The sequence below is a fragment of the Streptomyces sp. DG1A-41 genome, from assembly GCF_037055355.1.
Classification (GTDB): Bacteria; Actinomycetota; Actinomycetes; order Streptomycetales; family Streptomycetaceae; genus Streptomyces.
This window is the reverse complement of the sequence record NZ_CP146350.1, coordinates 3497443-3516306: the sequence shown is the minus strand read 5'-3', so window position 1 is coordinate 3516306 and position 18864 is coordinate 3497443. Positions and strand designations below refer to the sequence as shown.

12 protein-coding genes are annotated in these 18864 nt (G+C 73.0%); 2 read left to right on the top strand and 10 right to left on the bottom strand.

Translation table 11 applies throughout. The features are described from left to right. Nucleotides 1-46: 46 nt before the first annotated feature. Complete coding sequence (locus V8690_RS16235; RefSeq protein ID WP_338779550.1) at nucleotides 47-1663, bottom strand: glycosyltransferase family 2 protein; 1617 nt, start codon at nucleotides 1661-1663, stop codon at nucleotides 47-49. 157 nt (nucleotides 1664-1820) lie between these two features. Between V8690_RS16235 and V8690_RS16230 the strand changes: the two genes are divergently transcribed. Continuing rightward, on the top strand, nucleotides 1821-3452 hold the full coding sequence (locus V8690_RS16230) for a glycosyltransferase family 39 protein (RefSeq protein WP_338785373.1): 1632 nt from the start codon (nucleotides 1821-1823) through the stop codon (nucleotides 3450-3452). Nucleotides 3453-3716: 264 nt separating this feature from the next. On the opposite strand, the gene V8690_RS16225 is transcribed toward V8690_RS16230, so the two are convergent. Continuing rightward, a complete protein-coding gene (locus V8690_RS16225; RefSeq protein WP_338779548.1) occupies nucleotides 3717-4205 on the bottom strand; it encodes a MarR family transcriptional regulator in 489 nt (162 codons plus the stop codon). A gap of 124 nt (nucleotides 4206-4329) precedes the next feature. On the opposite strand from V8690_RS16225, the gene V8690_RS16220 reads away from it, so the two are divergent. Next, nucleotides 4330-4743 carry an organic hydroperoxide resistance protein gene (locus V8690_RS16220; protein ID WP_059421475.1) on the top strand — a complete coding sequence of 138 codons (414 nt, stop codon included), beginning with the start codon at nucleotides 4330-4332 and terminating at the stop codon, nucleotides 4741-4743. Nucleotides 4744-4754: 11 nt separating this feature from the next. On the opposite strand, the gene V8690_RS16215 is transcribed toward V8690_RS16220, so the two are convergent. The 8 genes from V8690_RS16215 to V8690_RS16180 form a co-directional block, all read right to left on the bottom strand. Next, complete coding sequence (locus tag V8690_RS16215) at nucleotides 4755-6314, bottom strand: hypothetical protein (protein ID WP_338779542.1); 1560 nt, start codon at nucleotides 6312-6314, stop codon at nucleotides 4755-4757. Between the two features lie 114 nt (nucleotides 6315-6428). Further along, nucleotides 6429-8234 carry a hypothetical protein gene (locus V8690_RS16210; protein WP_338779540.1) on the bottom strand — a complete coding sequence of 602 codons (1806 nt, stop codon included), beginning with the start codon at nucleotides 8232-8234 and terminating at the stop codon, nucleotides 6429-6431. Beyond that, a complete protein-coding gene (locus V8690_RS16205; protein ID WP_338779538.1) occupies nucleotides 8231-10471 on the bottom strand; it encodes a bifunctional glycosyltransferase family 2 protein/CDP-glycerol:glycerophosphate glycerophosphotransferase in 2241 nt (746 codons plus the stop codon). The genes V8690_RS16210 and V8690_RS16205 overlap by 4 nt, the downstream gene beginning before the upstream one ends. Nucleotides 10472-10479: 8 nt before the next feature. Further along, a complete protein-coding gene (locus V8690_RS16200; RefSeq protein WP_338779536.1) occupies nucleotides 10480-12678 on the bottom strand; it encodes a CDP-glycerol glycerophosphotransferase family protein in 2199 nt (732 codons plus the stop codon). A 163-nt stretch (nucleotides 12679-12841) separates the two neighbouring features. Further along, on the bottom strand, nucleotides 12842-15103 hold the full coding sequence (locus V8690_RS16195; protein WP_338779534.1) for a bifunctional glycosyltransferase family 2 protein/CDP-glycerol:glycerophosphate glycerophosphotransferase: 2262 nt from the start codon (nucleotides 15101-15103) through the stop codon (nucleotides 12842-12844). A gap of 142 nt (nucleotides 15104-15245) precedes the next feature. Beyond that, nucleotides 15246-16106 (bottom strand): carbohydrate ABC transporter permease, encoded by an 861-nt coding sequence (locus V8690_RS16190; protein ID WP_338779532.1) that lies wholly within the window; start codon nucleotides 16104-16106, stop codon nucleotides 15246-15248. Next, nucleotides 16103-17386 carry a sugar ABC transporter permease gene (locus V8690_RS16185; RefSeq protein ID WP_338785371.1) on the bottom strand — a complete coding sequence of 428 codons (1284 nt, stop codon included), beginning with the start codon at nucleotides 17384-17386 and terminating at the stop codon, nucleotides 16103-16105. Before V8690_RS16185 ends, V8690_RS16190 begins: the two co-directional genes overlap by 4 nt. A 67-nt stretch (nucleotides 17387-17453) precedes the next feature. After that, nucleotides 17454-18863 (bottom strand): ABC transporter substrate-binding protein, encoded by a 1410-nt coding sequence (locus V8690_RS16180; protein WP_338779530.1) that lies wholly within the window; start codon nucleotides 18861-18863, stop codon nucleotides 17454-17456. Nucleotide 18864 lies beyond the last annotated feature (1 nt).

Here is an 18864-nt window from a genome sequence, read left to right as displayed (position 1 = left end):
GTGGTGGTGGTGCTCTGTGCCGATCGCGCCGATACGCGTCGTGCTCTCAGTGAAGCAGGCGGCGCAGCCTTCCGTACGCGACGGACAGCACACCGCGTACGCCGGGCGCCACGCGCAGCGCCAGCGCGCCCGAGTGGGTGGCGTACGGCTGTACGAGTACCACGCCGTGCCGGGCGCTCGGGACGGCGCTGCGGCGCAGGAGACCGGCGCCCGAGAGGGCGTGCGCCGTGACGTCGCGGCTCACGCCGTCGCGGAAGCGGATCCGAAGGCGCAGGTCCCAGGTGCCCACGCCGGGCGCGGCCAGCGCGGCGAGGTCCACTGTCGTCTCCGCCGTCCAGGTGCCGGCCGACGGCACCAGCGCGGTCGTACCGCGGACCGCCTCGTCGCCGTCGTCCCGGCGCCGCCACTCCACCTCCACCGTCTCCGGGCTCGCCTGCGCCACCCTGCCGTACAGCTCGTGCAGGCGCAGCCGCAGCCGGGCGCCACGCGCGCGTGGTCGCAGTTCCGCGTCGACGGCCAGGGGCAGCACGTGCACGGGCCGGGTGAGCAGGGGCTCCAGGGAGACGTGCGGGAGGTCCTCCGACCAGACGGGCGTGCCGTCGACGGCACGGGCGTACGGCGGGTACAGCCGGGCCGGGCGGGCGGCCAGCTCCCGCAGCCGGGGCAGGTCGCGCGGCTCCGGGGAGGCCAGGACGACCCGCCCGACCAGCCGGCCGGGAGCGGCCGGGTTGCGGGCCCAGTCGTCCGCGTCGTACTCGGCGAGATGCGCCCGCGTGAGCTCCCACCACGCGCGCCGGTAGGCGGGGTCGCGCAACCCCAGTTCCCGCATGTACATCCGCAGGTCGTGGTCGAGGAACTTGGCGCGCGCGACCCGGGCGAGTTCCTTCCGCCCGGCGCCCAGCAGGACCTCGTACGCCTGTCGGCACGCCTCCGTACGGGCCCGCCAGTTCTCGACGCCGGACCGGTCCAGCGAGATCGACAGCCGCGCGGCGGACCGTCGCACGTGCCACACGTACACCCGGTCCGGGACCAAGGCGATGCGCGGGGCCGCGGCCAGCACGCGCGCGGTGAAGACGACGTCCTCGTACGGGAAGCGGCCCTCGGGGAAGCGGATGCCGTGCTCGCGCAGGAAGCCGGTGCGGTAGAGCTTGTTGACACAGAGCGTGTCGTGGACCAGGCGCGGCCGCAGCGTGGGGTGCGGAACCACGGCGTGCAGCGCGTACAGGCGCGGCTGCCAGGGTACTTCGCGCCCCGACGGCAGCTCCCGGCGTACGCACAGACCGCCCGCGACCTCCGCGTGCGCGCCCGTCGCCGCGTCGAGCAGCGCGTCGACCGCACCGGGCGGCAGGACGTCGTCGCTGTCCAGGAACATCACGTACGGCGACGTCACCGCGTCGAGCCCGGTGTTGCGCGGGGTGCCGCAGCCGCCGCTGTTGGCCCGGCGGCGGATGACCTTCAGCCGGTGCTCCGACGCGGCGAGCCGGTCGAGCAGGCCGACGCTGCCGTCCCTCGAGCAGTCGTCGACGGCCACGACCTCGCGCACGGCCGGGCCCTGGGCGAGCGCCGAGCGCACGGCGTCCGTCACATGGGCGGCGTCGTCGTAGCCGATGACCACGACGGCGACTTGGGGCAGCAGCCTCTCGGGGTTCTGTACGGCATTCATTACGGCGGATCGTAAGCCGGGCGAATGACATAAAAGTGATAACACACCATCAAGCGTCATCAAAGCCCGCGTAACGGCACAGAATCGGGCCGTGATGAGCGGACAGTCCAGGGGGAGCGGCCGGTTCGGCACGAACGTGGGGCCCGTGGCGGTTCCCATGGCGGTGATGACGGTGATCGGGCTGTGGGGCCTGGACCGGGGTGGCATGTGGGGCGACGAGAGCGTCACCTTCCAGGTGGCGCAGCGCACGGTGCCGCAGATCTGGCGGCTGCTGCACGACGTGGACGCGGTGCACGGCCTGTACTACCTGTTCATGCACGCCGTCCTCGCCGCCCACCCGGGCGAGGTCGTCCTGCGTCTGCCGTCGGTGTGCGCGGCGACCGCGACCGCCGGCCTGGTCGCGGCCCTCGGCGTCCGGCTGGCCGGCCCGCGCGTCGGCCTGTGGGCCGGTCTTCTCTACGCGATCACGCCGATGACCGGCCACTACGCCCAGGAGGGACGGTCGTACGCGCTCGTCGCGGCGGGCGTGGCGGGGGCGACGCTGCTGCTGCTCAGGGCGGTGGAGGCGGGCACCGCCCGGGCCTGGTGGCCGTACGGGGCCGTCGTCGCCCTGACCTGTCTGCTGCACGAGCTGGCGGTGCTGGTGCTCTGCGCGCACGCGCTGACACTGGCCCTGCTGCGGGTGCCGAGGGCGGTGTGGTCGGGGTGGGGGCGGGCGGCCGGGGCGGCGGTGGTGCTCCTGCTGCCGCTGGTGTGGGTGTCGCAGGGGCAGTCCGGGCAGGTGGCGTGGCTGGTGGCGCCCGGGTGGGACAGGGCCGAGAGGCTGGTGCGGAACTTCTCTCCCGGGCCGACGGGCGTGGTCTTCTGGGCCTCGCTGCTGCTGATGGCCGTCGGGCTCCGGACGCGGCGGCTGGCGGCGGTCGCGCTCCCGCTGCTGCTCGTGCCGGCGGGGATCCTGATGAGCGTGTCGCAGGTGCGGCCGCTGTTCCACGACCGGTACGTGCTCTACTCCCTGGGGGGAGCGTCCCTGCTGGTGGCCGCCGGGGCCGGGCGGGTGGCCGGAGTGCTGGGCCGGGTGCGGTTCGACGGGCGCCGGGTACGGGTCGGCGGCCGGCGGGTGCACGCCCTGCTGGGCGTCACCGGCGTCCTCGCCCTCACCGTCACCTTCGTCCACCACCTCCCCGCTCACCGCCAGGACCGGTCCGCCGCCCACCGCCCCGACAACCTGGCCGTCGTCTCCGCGCTCGCCCTCCGCCAGATGCGACCCGGCGACCCGGTGCTGTTCGTCCCGTCGGTCGGGAGGCTCGCCGCGCTGGCCTACCCGAAGGGCTTCCGGCAGGTCCGGGACATCGCGCTACGGGAGTCGGCGCCCCGGTCCGGGACGCTGTGGGGCCGTGAGGCGACCCCCGGGGAACTGCGGCACAGGCTCGCCTCGGTGGACCGCGTCTGGGTCGTCGCCGAGGCGTACGCCCTGGACCCGCGCTGGTCTCCGCCCGATCCGGTCGAGCGCACGAAACTCGCCGTCCTGGCGGAGGAGTTCACCGTCCGGGAGGAACACACCCGGGACAGGGTGATCCTCCGCCTCCACGTCCGGAGAACCCCGGCCGACGCACCGGCCGTCGACGCGTCCACCGGGGTGGCGACCGCCGGTGCCGCGACCGCCGAGGTGCCGGGGCCACGGGCGAGCCGTCCACCGGCGTCGCGACCGCCGACGAACTGTCCGCCGGGCCGTCCGCCGGGCGCCGTGGCGGCTTGGGGTTTGTGCCGAGTGCCGGTCGTCGGTGGTTGATCGCGCAGTTCTCCGCGCCCCTTGATGCCCGATGGGCTGTCCGTCGACGAGCCGCAGGCCGGCGTCGCAGCCGCGGCGAGCCTTCGCCGACGTACCGGCCGCCGATGGGCCGCCCGGCGCGTCCGCCGGCGAGCCGCCCTTCGCTGCGACCGCCGGCTGCGGGCGAGCCGTCCACCGGCTCCGCGCTGGCCGCGTCCAGTGCGGTCGTCGGCGTCGCAACCGCCGATGGGCCGCCCGGCGCGCCCACCGGCGAGCCCCCCTCCGCTACGACCGCCCGGCTGCCTGCGAGCCGCCCGCCGGCTCCGCGCGTGCGGCCGCGTCCAGCGCGGTGGTGAGCTCGTCGAGGCGGGCGCGCAGGGCGCGGATCTCGTCGGCGTCGAACCCGGTCGAGGCGGCGATCCGGCGCGGCACCTGAAGTGCCCGCCGCCGCAGCGCGACGCCCTTTTCGGTCAGCCGCACCTCCACCGACCGCTCGTCACGCGCACTGCGCTCCCGGCGCACGAGCCCCGCCGCCTCCAGCCGCTTGAGCAACGGCGACAGCGTGCCGGAGTCCAGGCGCAGATACTCCCCGAGCTTCTTCACGGGCAGCTCGCCGTGCTCCCACAGCACCAGCATCACCAGGTACTGCGGGTACGTGAGCCCGAGGTCCTTGAGGATCACGCGGTAGACCCCGTTGAAGGCGCGGGAGGCCGCGTGCAGGGAGAAGCAGATCTGCTGGTCCAGGCGGAGCCAGTCGTCGTCCGGCGTGTTCATGCCTCCAGGGTAGCTCGTGGCCGCCATTTAATTGCGCACAACTTAGTTGTGTGCTCTACTTCTGGGCGTCAGGCGGCCCGGTAGCGGGCCGCCGCACCTTGACGTGTGAGAGGGAAGGATTTCCATGGACGCGCTCTACACCGCTGTCGCCACCGCCACCCACGGCCGCGAGGGCCGCGCCGTCAGCTCCGACGGCGTGCTGGACCTCGCGCTGGGCATGCCCGAGGCGCTGGGCGGCAACGGCCAGGGCACCAACCCCGAGCAGCTCTTCGCCGCCGGTTACGCCGCCTGCTTCGGCAGCGCCCTCGGCCTCGTCGGCCGCCAGGCCAAGGTCGACGTCAGCGACGCCGCCGTGACCGCCGAGGTCTCCATAGGCAAGCAGGGCGAGGGCTTCGGACTCGCCGTCACCCTCCGCGTGGAGCTCCCCGACAGCGTCGACGAGGCGACCGGCCGCAAGCTGGTCGAGCAGGCCCACCAGGTCTGCCCGTACTCCAACGCCACCCGCGGCAACATCGAGGTCGACCTCGTTATCGAGTAAGCACCGGCACGTCACCCCCCGACCCGCGCCAGCACCTCCCCCGTCCGTCTGCTCCACGCCACCACCACGGCCTCCTCGGGCACCGGGTGCCAGCGCGTCAGCAGCAGCCAGCGCACGTGGTAGCGGCGGACGACGGCGGCACGCTCGGCGCGGGTCGCGTCGGGGGCCAGATAGGCGCGGACGTCGGCCGCCCGGCGTTTGCGTTCCCGTTCGTCCAGGGCGGGGTCGGGCCAGATGGGCGCGGCGAGGTTCGGCCCGTACCCGGCGATGGAGTGGCTGGCCAGATACCCGTCGGTGATCACCACCTCGCCCGGCCCGATGTGCCGAGCCGCCCAGTCGTACGACGGCCAGCGCGTCGGCTGCGTGAACCCCACCGGGTCGACCGAGCGCGGCACGACCGCCCCGGCGTGCACGGTGACGAACCCGACGCACACCCCGGCCGCCGCCGCCCCGCCCAGCACCCTCCTGGCCCGCCGCCACGGCCGGGGCGCCGCCAGCTCCACCGCCAGCGCGAACTGGAGCGGCACCAGCACGGCCCACAGGGCCCTGGCGTACGTGTAGTGCCCACTCAGCCAGCCGTACGCCACCAGCAGGCACTCCAGCAGGAACATCAGCACCAGTGGGTCACGCACCGACCTGCGGGCCCGCACCCACAGCGCGGGCAGGCCGAGCAGAGCCAGCCAGGAGTTGGCGAGCATCCCCTCGTACAGCCGCCGGTGCATCGCGTCCATGCCGGTGTCGCCCACCAGTGTCAGGACGTCGTAGTACGGCCACGTCAGGGCCACCGTCGCGCAGGCCGCCCCGGCGAGCGCCCAGCGCGCCACGACCGGCCGGCGCCATGCCCGCTGCCGTGACGCCACGATCGCCACCGCCCCGATGAGGGCCGAGGCCGCCGTGACGGGGTGGGTGAGCAGGATCAGCCCGTACAGGGCGCCGATCCCGGCGTACCCCCACCAGCCGCCGAGCCCGCTCGGGCCGACGAACCGTACGGCGGGGGCGTCCTCACGCGCGCGCACGCAGGTCCAGGCCCACGCCCAGAACGTCAGCCCGATCGCGACCGCGGACGGATAGCCCAGGTTCGTCGTCATCGACATCAGCCCGAGGTAGCCGCTCCACAGGATCCGCGCGGTGCCCCACAGCAGCGTCATGAACAGCAGGGCCAGGACCGGCGCCCACGGGCGCGGGGTGAGGGCCCGGACGAAACGGCCGATCCCCGTCAGCAGCACCACCAGATGCACCGGCCCGGCGAGCTTCACGACCTCCCAGCCGGACAGCCCCGTCAGCCGCGCCAGGACGCCCTGGGCGACGGCGTAGGGCCCGTAGTAGGGGCTGCCCTCGCCCGGCAGGTCCGCCATGGTGTGGGCCGGGTGCAGCAGATCGGCCTTGAGACGCTCGACGACCGCCGCGTGCTGCCCGGCGTCGCAGCACAGCGGGATCCGCCAGAACGCCAGCGTCATCACCAGCCAGAACAGGGCGCCGTAGAACTGGTACGGGGTCAGCCGCCCCACGCGGCCGCCGCGCAGCGCCGTCGCGCCGCGCACGGTCCGCCGGACGAGGACCGAGGCGCTCACAGGACTGTCGGAAGGGCAAGGGTCTGGGGCATGCGCCGAATGTTCCCGCCCTCGCGCACGCCCTGACTCAGGGTCACTTCATCGGGTGAGGCGACTACACCCACCTGCCGCCGGTCAGTCGCACAGCGCCCGCTCCGCCGCGGCCGGCCAGCGCGCGAACCGGAACCGCGTCCGCTCGAAGGCCCCCGTGAGGTTCCGCCAGAACCGCTCGGCGGTCAGCGGCGCGCGCACCGACTCCTTCAGCTCGGCCAGAGCGCCGCAGCCCAGCGCGGTCCGGGCCGCCTCGACCGCCTCCCGCGAGGCCCCGGCCCGCAGCAGGTCGCGCTGCGGCGGATGCTCCACCGACCACTCCGCGAAGACCCAGTGGTTGCGCAGGAACTTCTCGTGCCCGGGCCAGCTCCACCGCTCCAGCGCGAGATGCGCGCCGATGGGACTGGCCAGCCCCCACGCGTCGTTGACATAGGCGTCGAGCGGCGCCGCGGCTCCCGTGACACCGAGATGACGTCCCACGATCACCACGTGGTACGGGGAGTCCTCCCGCATCGGCGTGGCGTGCAGCCGGCGCCCGGCGTCGAAGTACAGCAACGTCGGCCGGGGCGCTCGCGCGGCCTGGGCCAGCATGCCGCGCCCCTCCGGCAGGGACGGCCAGTTGTCCACCCAGGTGGCGGTGCGCACCGGGTTGTGGTCGCCGAGGCCCTCCACGTCGGAGCTGCGCACGTTGAAGGAGCCGGGCGTGCTGCGCACGTCGAACGGTGCCCGCAGCGGGCTGACCACCGCGCACAGCCACACCACCAGCAGCGCGCTCGCCACGCCCGTGAACCTGGTCGCGGGCACGACCAGGACCGGCAGGAGCAGCAGCAGGAGGGCGGGCAGGATCATGCGGGCGTGCATGTAGTCGCCGCCGACGCGGACGACGTACCCGGCCAGCAGCGCACCCGCCACGAGCGGCGCCAGGAGCACCGCGAGCGAGGTCCGCCCCGGGGCGCGGTCCCGCCGTTCCCGGCGGACGCGCCGCACGAGGAGGACGGCCGGCGCGGCGAGCACGGGCACGACGGGCCACAGCCAGTAGGGCCCGAGCGTCTCCTGCACATAGCCGGCGCCCCGGCTCCAGTCGCTGGCGCCCGCCTCCTTGGCGATGGCGGGCAACGGCACCAGGATCCCGTAGTACCCCGCCCGGAACACCTCGTACGCCAGCGGCAGCGCCACCGCCGAGGCCAGCATCGCCGCGGTCCCCCGCCGGGACGGGCGCAGCACCCACCACTGCGCCGCCAGGAAGCACACCGTGACCACCGCGAGATCCGGCCTGACCAGCAAACCCAGCCCGAACACGAAGGCGCCGGCGCAGGTCACCCGGGCCTCCCGACCGCGCCGGGTGCCCGTCAGCAGCCACCACGACAGACCGGTCCAGAAGGCGCCGAGGCCGCTCTCCAGGCCCGAGGTCATGTACGACCAGAAGGGCGGCACGGCCAGCAGCACGAACACACCGGCCGGGAGCAGCAGCCCCGCGCCCCGGTGCAGTCGGCACGTGGCGTACAGGGCGAGCCCGAAACCGGCCGTGCTCAGCAGCAGCCCGAGCCCGACCGCGAGGAACGCCGGGTCCTCGCCGGTGACCCAGGTGCCGAGCGCGAGCAGCCACTGCCACAGGGTGCCGGTCGAACTCTCCGCGCGTTCCCCCACGTTGAACACGGGCCCGTTGCCCGCCAGGATCTGCCGGACGGGACGCAGGTAGATCAGCCCGTCGTCGCAGATCCAGCGCCGCCGGTAGCCCAGCACGAACAGGGCCGCGGTCGGCACGGCGACCAGGGCCGCGTGCCACCAGTGCGCCGGCCGCAGCCGCTCGACGACGGCCGGCGGCCGTGCCGAGGAGGCCCGCTGGCCGGGCATGGAGGGAACGGCCTCGGGGCCGGCGGGCGTTCTCATCGCTCGACCAGCGCCCCGGACCGGGCAGGCAGGCCCGGGGTCCGGCGGGCCGCGGGCAGCAGCGCACCGCCCCGCTCGCCCAGCATCAGCAGACGGACGACCCGCTCGGCGGCCCGTCCGTCCTCGAACTCGCAGTACCGCTCCCTGAAGCCCGCCCGCAGCCGCGCCGACTCCGCGTCCCGCCAGGTGCCGGACGCGAACAGCCAGGCCAGCTCCCGGTACGAGCGCGACACATGCCCCGGCGCGTCGGCTGTGATGTCGAAGTAGGCGCCCCGGCTCGCCGCGAACGCGCCCCAGTCGTCGGCGTGCACCACCACAGGCCGGTCCAGGAGGACATAGTCGAACAACAGGGCGGAGTAGTCGGTGACCAGCACGTCGGAGGCGAGCATCACGTCCTCGACGTGCGGCTCGTCTGTCGCGTCCACCACCACCCCGCGCCGGTGCAGGTCGGCAAGGCCCAGGCCGCGCGCCACACCCCCGGCGAGTGACGGGTGCAGCCGGACGACGAGCGTGTGGCCGGGGCCGAGGTCCGCGGCGAACCGGGCCAGGTCGAAGCGGTCGACGTGCCCGCCCCGCCGGTAGTCGCGGCGGGTCGGCGCGTACAGCACGACCGTGTGGCCGGCGGGGACGCCGAGCCGCTCGCGGACGGCCGGGCCCCGCTCCGGGCCGGCGCCGACCAGCACGTCGTTGCGCGGGCTGCCGGTCCGCAGGGAGGTGAAGTGGCACGGGTACGCCCGCTCCCAGGCCCGCTCCGCGTGCCGCCCGGCGACCAGGCTGTAGTCCCAGCGGTCGGCGCGGCGCAGCATCTGCGGCACGTCGAAGCCGAGCCGGGCGCCCGGCTTGGTCAGCAGGTCCGCGCCCATGTACTTGAGCGGGGTGCCCTGGTGGGTCTGGATGTGGACGGTGCCGGGCCGCTTGGCCAGGGTGCCGGGCCAGTTGACGTTGTTCACCCAGTACGTGGCCCGCGCCATGACCTCGTGGTAGCGCCGCGAGCCCGGCGTCACATGGTCGATGCCGGGCGGCAGCGAGTCCACCGCGTCCTCCCGGACCACCCACACGCCCCGGATGTGCGGGGCGATCTCGCGCGCCGTGGCGTGGATCGCGGCCGGGTCGCCGGACACCCCCCGGTGGTGGGTCGCCGAGTAGACGGCGAGATGCGGATCGAGGGGCCGCTTCGACTGGGCCCGGTACCAGGTGCGCCCGGCGGCCGCCGACGCCTTCCGCGCCACCCGCCGCTGCCCGCCCAGGGCGGCCGCGCGCAGGTCCCGCAGCCCGCGGACCGCCGCGTACGACGCGTAGGGCGCCGACGCCAGCAGCCGCATCTCGACCCCGCGCCAGCCGTCCGGCTCCGGGAAGCCGCCCTCGGGGAGGTGACGCCGGTGGAAGGAGCGGATCTCACGGTAGAAGTCGCCCCGGTCGGCGGGCCGCACCCGGTCTGCCCGGGCCATCACGAACAGCATGTGGTCCAGGGCCCGCTCCAGCAGCAGCGGCCGCGCCCAGTCGAGGTCGGAGCGCTGCTCCAGGAACGCGAACAGGCCCTCGTACTGCCGGAAGATGTCGAAGTGGCGGCGCCCCGGCGTCTTGGTGATCGCGCCCTGCCGCCGCTGCCGGTACTCCACCCCGATCCGGTCCAGACAGGCGATCCGCTCCGCCAGCACCATCGACCGGTACGTGACCGGCGCGTCCTCGTACAGCCCCGGCGCGTACTGAAGCTCGTGCTCCTGGAAGAAGGACCGGCGGTACGCCTTGTTCCAGGCGACCAGGAAGAGGTTCAGGTACTGCGGGCTCTGACGGATGCCGAAGGTGTCCGTGCCCGCCGCGGCCAGCAGGTCCGCCGCCTCACTGCGCCCGCCCCGGCCCCACCAGTGGGTGCGCACATGGTCGAAGACCAGGATGTCCGGCTCGCCGGTCGCTTCGAGGCGCGCGGCGACGGCCGCCAGCAGGCCCGGCGTGTAGCAGTCGTCGCTGTCGAGGAACAGGACGTAGTCGCCGGCCGCCTGCTCCAGGCCGGCGTTGCGGGCCCGGCCCAGGCCGACGTTCTCGGGCAGGTGCAGCACCCGCACCCGGGCGTCGCGGGCCGCGTACTCGTCGAGGATCGCGCCGCTGCCGTCCGGCGAGCGGTCGTCCACGGCGATCACCTCGAAGTCGCCGTACGACTGGCCGAGCACCGAGTCGAGACACTCGCGCAGGAAGCCCTGCACCTTGTAGACGGGGACGATGATGCTGAAGCGGGGCACTTCTTCGGTCAGCTCCTTACGAGGGTGGCGGCGGGGGCCGGGACGCGCTCCGCGAGCGGGATCACGGGCGGGATCGACTCGGGGGGCTCCCCCAGCAGCACCCGGCGTACGACGCGCTCGGCGGCCCGCCCGTCGTCGAACTGGCAGAAGCGCTCCCGGAACGCGGCGCGCAGGGCGCTGGCGGACTCGTCCGCCCAGCCGCCGTCGCGGAACACGGCCGCGAGTTCCTCGGGCGTGCGGGCGATCCGGCCGGGCGGGACCCGCATCAGGTCGAAGTAGACGCCCCGGATCTCCCGGTAGACCTCCCAGTCGTCGGTGTACACGACGATCGGCCGGTCCAGGTTGGCGTAGTCGAACATGATCGACGAGTAGTCGGTGATCAGCGCGTCGGCGGCCAGGCACACGTCCTCCGAGGAGCGGTGCCCGGTGACGTCGATGATCCGGCCGCCGCCCCGGCTCGCCCCCTGGTCGTAGAAGTAGTGGGCGCGCAGCAGCACCACGTAGTCGTCGCCGATCGCCTCGCAGAACTCCGCCAGGTCCAGGCCCGACGCGAAGCCGGTGGCGTAGTCGCGGTGCGTGGGCGCGTAAAGCAGGGCCTTCTTGCCGTCGGGGACGCCCAGTTCCTTGCGGACGCGGGCGACGTCCTGGGCGGAGGCCGTGTAGTAGACGTCGTTGCGCGGATAGCCGTACTCGAGGGTCTCGTGCGCGCCCGGAAACGCCTTCTCCCACATCTCGGTGGAGTGGCGGTTGGAGGTGAGGTTGTAGTCCCAGCGGTCGACCCGGGCCAGCAGCTTGGTGAAGCTGCCGGTCGCCGCGGCCACCACGGGGTACGTCGCCTGGTCGGCGCCCATCTTCTTCAGCGGTGTGCCGTGCTGGGTCTGGAGGTGCACGCTGCCGGGGCGTTTGACGACGGCGTCCGCGAAGTTGGCGTTGTTGACGAGGTACTTGGCGCGGGCCAGCACCTGCCAGTACTTCCGGCTGCCGATCACCGCGTACTCCACGTCCTTCGGCACGCTGTCCACCGCGTCCGGCTCCACCAGGAACACCGAGCGGATGTGCGGAGCGAGTTCGCGGGCCCTGGCGTGGATCGCGGCCGGGTTGCATGCGTAGCCGCGGCCCCAGTACGCGCAGTACACGGCGAGGTTCTTGTCGAGGGGGAGGCGCAGCCCCGCCGCGTACCGCAGGTGGGTGCGCAGCCCCCGGGGGTGCGGGAGCTGCGCGGCGGCCCGCGCGGCCCTCTGGTTGACGGCGCGCAGGGTGCGGAACGCCGCGTACGACCCGGCCGCCAGCAGCCGGTGCTGGACGCCGAGGCTGCCGCCGGGCGGTTGGTAGCCCGCGGGTCGGTGCTGCCGGTAGAGCGCGCTCGCCCGGCGGAAGAAGGCGCGCCGTCCGGCCGGCAGCCGCCGGGGGTGGGCGGCCGTCTTCAGGACGGCGGCGAAGAGCTGCTCGAACAGCGGCCTCAGCCGGTCCGCCGGCAGCCCCTGCTCCACGGCCCGCGTCAGCACCAGCTCGGTCTGGTCGAGCAGCTCGGCGTGGTGTTCCCCGGGCAGGTTGAGACGGTTGCCCTGCCGTCGCAGCAGATGCCGGACGACGACCGCGCGCAGGGCCGCCACCCGCTTGGCCCGCAGGGCGACCAGACCGCCGAACCCGGTGTCGGTGAAGTGGTCCCCGGGGAAGGCGAGGCTCTGCTCGGTGAGGAAGCCCCGACGGTAGGCCGCGCTCCACGCCGGCAGCGCCACGCCCGTCAGGTGCGGGGCCCGGCCGGGCGAGAAGGCCCCGTCCGGGGCCCCGGCCAGCAGGGGCGCGGCCGGGTTGGTCGGCTCGCCCTCCCACCAGGGGGCGCGCTCGTGCTCGAAGTACACGACGTCGACGTCGCCGACCGCTCCCAGCCGGGCGTCCAGCGCCGCCAGTGCCCCCGGGACCAGGACGTCGTCCCCGTCGAGGAACACCACATGGCCGCCGACCGCCGACCGCAGCCCGGTGTTGCGCGCCCCGGCCAGACCGGCCGACGGCGGCGAGTGCACCGGCGTCACCCGGGAGTCCCGCTCGGCGTACCCGGCGACGACGTCCGCCGCGGGTGAGTCGGGCGCGTCGCACACCGGGATCAGCTCGAAGTCGCCGAACGACTGGGCGAGGATCGAGTCCAGCGCCTGGGACAGCCGGCCCGCGACCCCATGGGACGGGACGACGATGCTGAAGCGGGGCATTCTGCTCTTTCTGTCGAGGGGGCGAGGGTCTACGGAAGCCCGGGCCGCGTCAGGTGCCGCGACGGCGTCCCGGCCTGCCGGACGGACGCCAGGAGGGCGGCCGGCTCGGGGTCGGCCGCGACGGGCTGGAGGGCATGCGAACTCCCACGTGTGTGAACCGGGTTCAGAGGCTGTCGGTGACGACGGCCGGACCGGCCGGGTGCGGCACCGTGGCGAGCGGCTCGCGCGCCAGCGAGGCCGCCGCCGACGGCACCGGCCGGCGCTTCTCGAGCGGCACGACCGGCGGCAGGTCCGACTCCCCGAGCACGACCCGGCGTACGACCCGCTCGGCGGCCCGGCCGTCGTCGTACGTGCAGAACCGCTCCCGGAACGCCGAGCGCAGCTGGGCCGACCGGGAGCCGCGCCAGTGGCCGGTGGCGAAGATGTCGATCAGTTCGTCCTCGCCGCGCGCGACCGCGCCCGGCGGGAACGAGCGCAGGTCGAAGTAGGTGCCGCGGGCCGCGTCGTACGCCTCCCAGTCGTCGGCGTGGATCACGATCGGCCGGTCCAGGTTGGCGTAGTCGAACATCAGCGACGAGTAGTCCGTGACCAGGGCGTCCGAGGCCAGGCACAGCGACTCCACGCTCGGATGGCCGCTGACGTCGACGACCCGGCCGCAGGTGTTGGTCATCGGGGCGTCGTAGGCGTGGTGGGCGCGGGCCAGCACCATGAAGCGCGGGCCCAGGCGGCGCACGATCCGCTGGAGGTCGAGGGCGTGGCGCTGGGAGCGGCGGTAGTCACGGTGGGTCGGCGCGTAGAGGATCGCCACCGTGCCCTCCGGGATGCCGAGCGAGGCGCGCAGCCGGGCCACGTCCGCTTCGGTCGCCGTGCGGAACACGTCGTTGCGGGGGTAGCCGTACTCCAGCGTGGTGTAGCGGCCGGGGTGGACGCGCTCGTGGGTGAGAGTGGTGTGGCGATTGGCGGACAGCACGTAGTCCCACTGGTCGACACCCTCGAGCAGCCGGGCGAAGTCCCTGCCCCGGGCCGCCGCCGGGCGCTCCTGGAGGTCGAGGCCGATGTGCCCCAGCGGGGTGCCCTGCCCGGTCTGGATCAGGGTCTGGCCCCGGCGCTTGACCAGGCGGTGGTCGAATGCCGTGTTGCTGACCAGCCAGGCGGAGCGGGCGAGCGCCGTCCAGTAGGCGGCCGTGCCGGGGACGAGGCGGCGCGAGCCCGGCGGGATGGTGTGGTGGTGCTCGGGACGGGCGATCCACGCCGTGCGGATGTGCGGCGCGAGATCGCGGAACGCGGACTCCAGCGCGCCCGGGTTGCAGCTGTGGCCGCGGCCGTCGTAGGCGGTGAAGACGGCCCGGTCGGCGCGCAGCGGGAGACAGCGCTGGACGCGGTAGTGGAGCCTGAGGGAGGCGGACCGCAGGCCGCGCAACAGCTTCCCGGTGGTCCGCGCGACGCCGCGGTGCAGGGACGACACGAGCTGGAGCGTGCGGTACGTGCGGTGCAGGCCGAAGCGGATCAGGGTGTGCTGCACCCGGGCGCGCAGCGGGACGGGGGCGCCCCGGGTGCGGTAGCGGCGGTAGTGGGCGCGGGCCCGGCGCATGAAGTCCGCGCGCGAGCCGGGGGGCAGCCGGTCTCGCCGGGAGTACACGATCGCCAGGTGATGGACCATGCGGCGGAACAACACCGGCCGCCACCGGGACAGTTCGGGGCGCTCCTCCAGATACGCGAACACCCGGTCGTACTGCTCGAAGACGTCGAAGTGCCGCTCGCTTGTGGTGCGCAGGATGCTGCCCTGCCGCCGCTGGCGGTAGTGCACGCAGACGCGGTCGAGGGTCGCGATCGACTCAGCGGTCATCAGCACCGGGTACGTCCACGGCGTGTCCTCGTAGTACCCGGGCGGGAAGACGAACCCCTGCTCCTCGACGAACTCCCGCCGGTAGGCCTTGTTCCAGGCGACCATCAGCAGCCGCAGCAGGCCCGGCCGGTCCTCCAGGCGGAACGGGGCCGGGCCCTGCTCGGTGAGCTGGAGGGCCGCCTGGTTGCGGACCGTCTCCCCCGTCCAGTAGGTGCGCGCGTAGTCGAAGACCAGGACGTCCGGATCGCCCGTCTCCTTCAGCCGGTCCGCGATCGACCGCAGCGCGTCGGGCGTGAGGGTGTCGTCGCTGTCCAGGAACAGCAGGTAGTCGCCGCTCGCGTGCGCCAAGCCGGCGTTTCTCGCGCGGCCCAGGCCGACGTTCTCGGGCAGGTGGACGGGGTGGACGCGCGCGTCGCGGGCGGCGAACTCGTCGATGATCGCGCCGCACGCGTCCGGCGAGCAGTCGTCGACGACGATCAGTTCCAGATCGGGACAGGACTGGGAGAGCACCGATTCGAGGCACTCGTGCAGGTACGCCTGAACCTGGTACGCGGGGACAATGACACTGAACCTGGGCAAAAGGCCATCCATCGGTCGGCGCGGGCGTTCGGCCCGGGAACGGCCGGTGGGGTGAGTTGGTTACGGCGGCTACGGCATCCGGGGGAACGCGCAAGGGGCGGACCGCGACCGGTCCGCCCCTCCAACTGCCTCGCGCTGGACGCTACTTGACGGCTCCCGCCATCACGCCGGACACGAACTGCCGCTGGAACGCGAAGAAGACGGCCAGCGGGACCACCATCGAGATGAACGCGCCGGGTGCCAGCACGTCGATGTTGTTGCCGAACTGCCGTACCTGCGTCTGGAGTGCGACCGTGATCGGCTGGCTCCCGGAGTCCGAGAAGATCAGCGCGACCAGCATGTCGTTCCACACCCACAGGAACTGGAAGATGCCGAGCGAGGCGATCGCCGGTGCGCCGAGCGGCATCACGACACGGAAGAACAGGCGCAGTTCACCCGCCCCGTCCAGCCGTGCCGCCTCCAGCAGCTCTCTCGGGATCTCCGCGAAGAAGTTCCGCAGCAGGAACACGGCGAACGGCAGGCCGAAGCCGACGTGGAAGAGCACCACGCCGATCACCGAGCCGAAGATGCCGATCTCGCCGAAGAGTTCGGCGATCGGGATCAGCGCGACCTGCACGGGCACGACCAACAGGCCGACCACGCCCAGGAACCACCAGTCGCGACCCGGGAACTCCATCCAGGCGAAGGCGTAGCCCGCCAGCGAGCCGACGATCACGACAAGCAGCGTCGCCGGCACGGTGATCCACACCGTGTTGAGCAGGCTGCTGGTGATGTCCTCGTTCTCCAGCAGCTTGGAGTAGCTGTCGAAGGTGATCTGCGACGGCTCGGTGAACACCTTCCACCAGCCGCTCGCCGCGATGTCCTCCGGCGAGCGGAGACTGGCCAGCAGCAGACCGATCGTCGGCACCAGCCAGAACAGGCCGACGACGATGAGGAACACCCGCACCAGCCCACCGCTGACCCTCTCGGCCAGCCGGGACCCCAGCGACTGCTTCGCCTTCATCGCCGCACCTCCCGCCTCAGCCGCCGTACGTTGAACCACATCACCGGGATCACGAGGAGCAGCAGGAACATCGAGATGGCGCTGGCGATGCCCGGCTGGTCCTCGGAGAAGCCCTTGCGGTACAGCTCCAGGGCGAGGACGTTCGCGTCGTCCTGGGCGGAGCCGGGGGCGATGATGAAGACCAGGTCGAAGATCTTCAGCACGTTGATCATCAGGGTGACGGTGACGACCGCGAGGACCGGCGCCAGCAGCGGCACCGTGACCCGTCTGAACACCTGCCACTCGGTCGCGCCGTCGACCCTGGCCGCCTCCAGGAGTTCGCGCGGCACGCCCGCGAGCCCGGCCGCGATCAGCACCATCGCGAAGCCCGCCCACATCCAGATGTACGCGCCGATGATGGCCGGGGTGACCAGGGACGGTCCGAGCCAGTCCAGACCCCGGTACGGCTCCTTGAAGTTGCTGTCGGGGAGCCGGAGTTGGGCCCCGTCGGCCGAGGCCGGCAGCGTGAAGGTGCCGTCGTCGGCGGCCGTCGCCGACGCCACTACCCTGCCGTCCTTCACGGCCTCGATCCTCATTCCGGCATAGCCCAGTTCGGACGGGTCGACCCGGTTGAGCGTCCCCACGCCCTCGCCCCGCGTGAAGTCCTGCCAGGTCGTACCAGTGATCTTGTCCGGCTCGGGCTTCGCCGCCACGGCGGGCTTCGCGTCGTCCGGCATCAGGTCCGGCGCGACACCCACCAGGGGCAGTAAGACGGTCTCGCCCGTGCGGACGGGCGACTTGGTGATGAAGGCGCCCCCGCCCGCCGGCTCCAGCGGCGACTCCCTCCCCGGGTGGGCCTTCGGGAACGCCGACGCCTGGGCGAACGTGTCGTGCACGCCCACCCACACCGCGTTCGCGACGCCCTTGTCCGGGTCCTGGTCGTAGACCAGGCGGAAGATGATGCCCGCCGCCAGCATCGAGATCGCCATCGGCATGAAGACGACCAGCTTGAAGGCCGTGCCCCAGCGCACCCGTTCGGTCAGCACCGCGAAGATCAGGCCGAGCACCGTCGCGACCGTCGGCGCGAACACCACCCAGATGACGTTGTTCTTCAGCGCGGTGCGGATGCCCTCGTCGGTGAAGAGGGCCTTGTAGTTGTCGATCCCGGCGAAGCCGTCGCCGGACTGGTCGTAGAAGCTGCGGACCACCGAGTACCCGATCGGGTACACCACGAGCGCGCCGAGCAGAACGAGCGCGGGCAGCAGGAACAGCGCCGCGACGATCCTGCGGGTGCCGGTCACACTCTTGCGCGACTTGGGAGCGGCAGGGGGCTTGACGCCCCCTGCCGCCGCGGCCGACGTCATGCCGTCAGCCTCCGTAGGCCGCGGCCGCTTCGGTCTCCAGCTTCTGTTGCGTACCCGCGACGTCCTTCGGGTTCTTCAGGAAGTCCTGGAGGATCTTCCACTCGCCCTTGCCGGGCGTGCCGCCGAAGGCCTGCGGGGCCTGGTCGGACATGTCGAAGCGGAAGTCGTCACCGGCGTCGATGAGCGCCTTGGCGATCCTCTGCTGCACCGCGTTCGGGTACGCGGAGTTCGGCACGTTCTTGTTCGGCGAGAGGTAGCCGCCCAGCTTGGCCTGGATCTGGGCCGCGTCGGGCGAGGCGAGCCACGTGGCCAGGGCCTGCGCTCCCTTCGAGTCCTGAAGGATCACGGCCGCGTCGCCGCCCGAGACCACGGGCCCCGTGTCACCCACCGCGGGGAACGGGAACACCTTCGCGTCCGTGCCGATCTTCATGGTCGTCGGGATGTTGACCTGCGCGAAGTCGCCCGCCGCGACCATGGCCGCCTTGGGCTGGTCCCCGCCGGTGAAGACCTGCGTGACGGAGGCCGGGAAGTCGGTCTGCAACGCCCCGTTCGCCCCGCCCGCGACGTAGTTCGCCTTGCCCCAGACCTGCGCGAGCGTGGTCAGCGCGTCCTTCACGGACGGGTCCGTCCACTTGATCTCGTGCTTGGCCAGCTGGTCGTACTTCTCCGGCCCGGCCTGGGAGAGGTAGACGTTCTCGAACCAGTCGGTCAGCGTCCAGCCCTCGGCGCCGCCGACGGAGAACGGGGTGACGCCGGAGTCGTAGACCGTCTGTGCCGTCTTCAGCAGATCCGGCCAGGTCTCGGGCTCACTCGCCCCGGCGTTCTCGAAGACCTGGTTGTTGTACCAGATCAGGGACTTGTTGGCGGCCTTGTAGTAGACGCCGTACTGCTTGCCGCCCACCTTGCCGATGTCCTGCCAGCCCTGCGAGTAGTTCTCGCCGAGCTCCTTCAGGGCCTCGGCGCCGAGAGGCTTGGCCCAGCCCCGGTCGACGGCCTGCTTGATGGCGCCCGGCTGCGGCAGCATCGCGATGTCCGGCGGCTGTCCACCGGCCACCTTCGAGCCGATGAAGTTGATGATCGGGTCCTGGGCGGGCACGAACGTGACCTTGGCGCCCGTGCGCTTCTCGAACTCCGCCAGGACCTTCTTGAAGTTGGCCTGCTCGGCGCCGCTCCACACGGCGGCGATCTCCAGGCTCGTCCCGTCCAGCTTCGGAAGAGTGACGTTGTTGGCGGTCTCCTCGGTGTTTCCCTCGGTTCCACTGTTTCCGTCGCCGTCGCCTCCGCAGGCGGTGAGCGAGAGCGCGAGCGCTCCCGCGGCGACGGCGGCCGCGGCCTTGGCGGCTCTGCGGTGCTGGGGGGTCGCCTTGTCCCGTTGCGGCGACCAGCGTGTCCGGATGGTGCTCGTCATGCGCATG

Excerpts from the sequence above, each read along its gene's own strand:
- V8690_RS16230 (WP_338785373.1), top strand. The coding sequence starts at position 1,821 with ATGGCGGTGATGACGGTGATCGGGCTGTGGGGCCTGGACCGGGGTGGC.
- V8690_RS16235 (WP_338779550.1), bottom strand. The coding sequence starts at position 1,663 with ATGAATGCCGTACAGAACCCCGAGAGGCTGCTGCCCCAAGTCGCCGTC.
- V8690_RS16190 (WP_338779532.1), bottom strand. The coding sequence starts at position 16,106 with ATGAAGGCGAAGCAGTCGCTGGGGTCCCGGCTGGCCGAGAGGGTCAGC.
- V8690_RS16180 (WP_338779530.1), bottom strand. The coding sequence starts at position 18,863 with ATGCGCATGACGAGCACCATCCGGACACGCTGGTCGCCGCAACGGGAC.
- V8690_RS16225 (WP_338779548.1), bottom strand. The coding sequence starts at position 4,205 with ATGAACACGCCGGACGACGACTGGCTCCGCCTGGACCAGCAGATCTGC.
- V8690_RS16200 (WP_338779536.1), bottom strand. The coding sequence starts at position 12,678 with ATGCCCCGCTTCAGCATCGTCGTCCCGTCCCATGGGGTCGCGGGCCGG.
- V8690_RS16220 (WP_059421475.1), top strand. The coding sequence starts at position 4,330 with ATGGACGCGCTCTACACCGCTGTCGCCACCGCCACCCACGGCCGCGAG.
- V8690_RS16210 (WP_338779540.1), bottom strand. The coding sequence starts at position 8,234 with ATGAGAACGCCCGCCGGCCCCGAGGCCGTTCCCTCCATGCCCGGCCAG.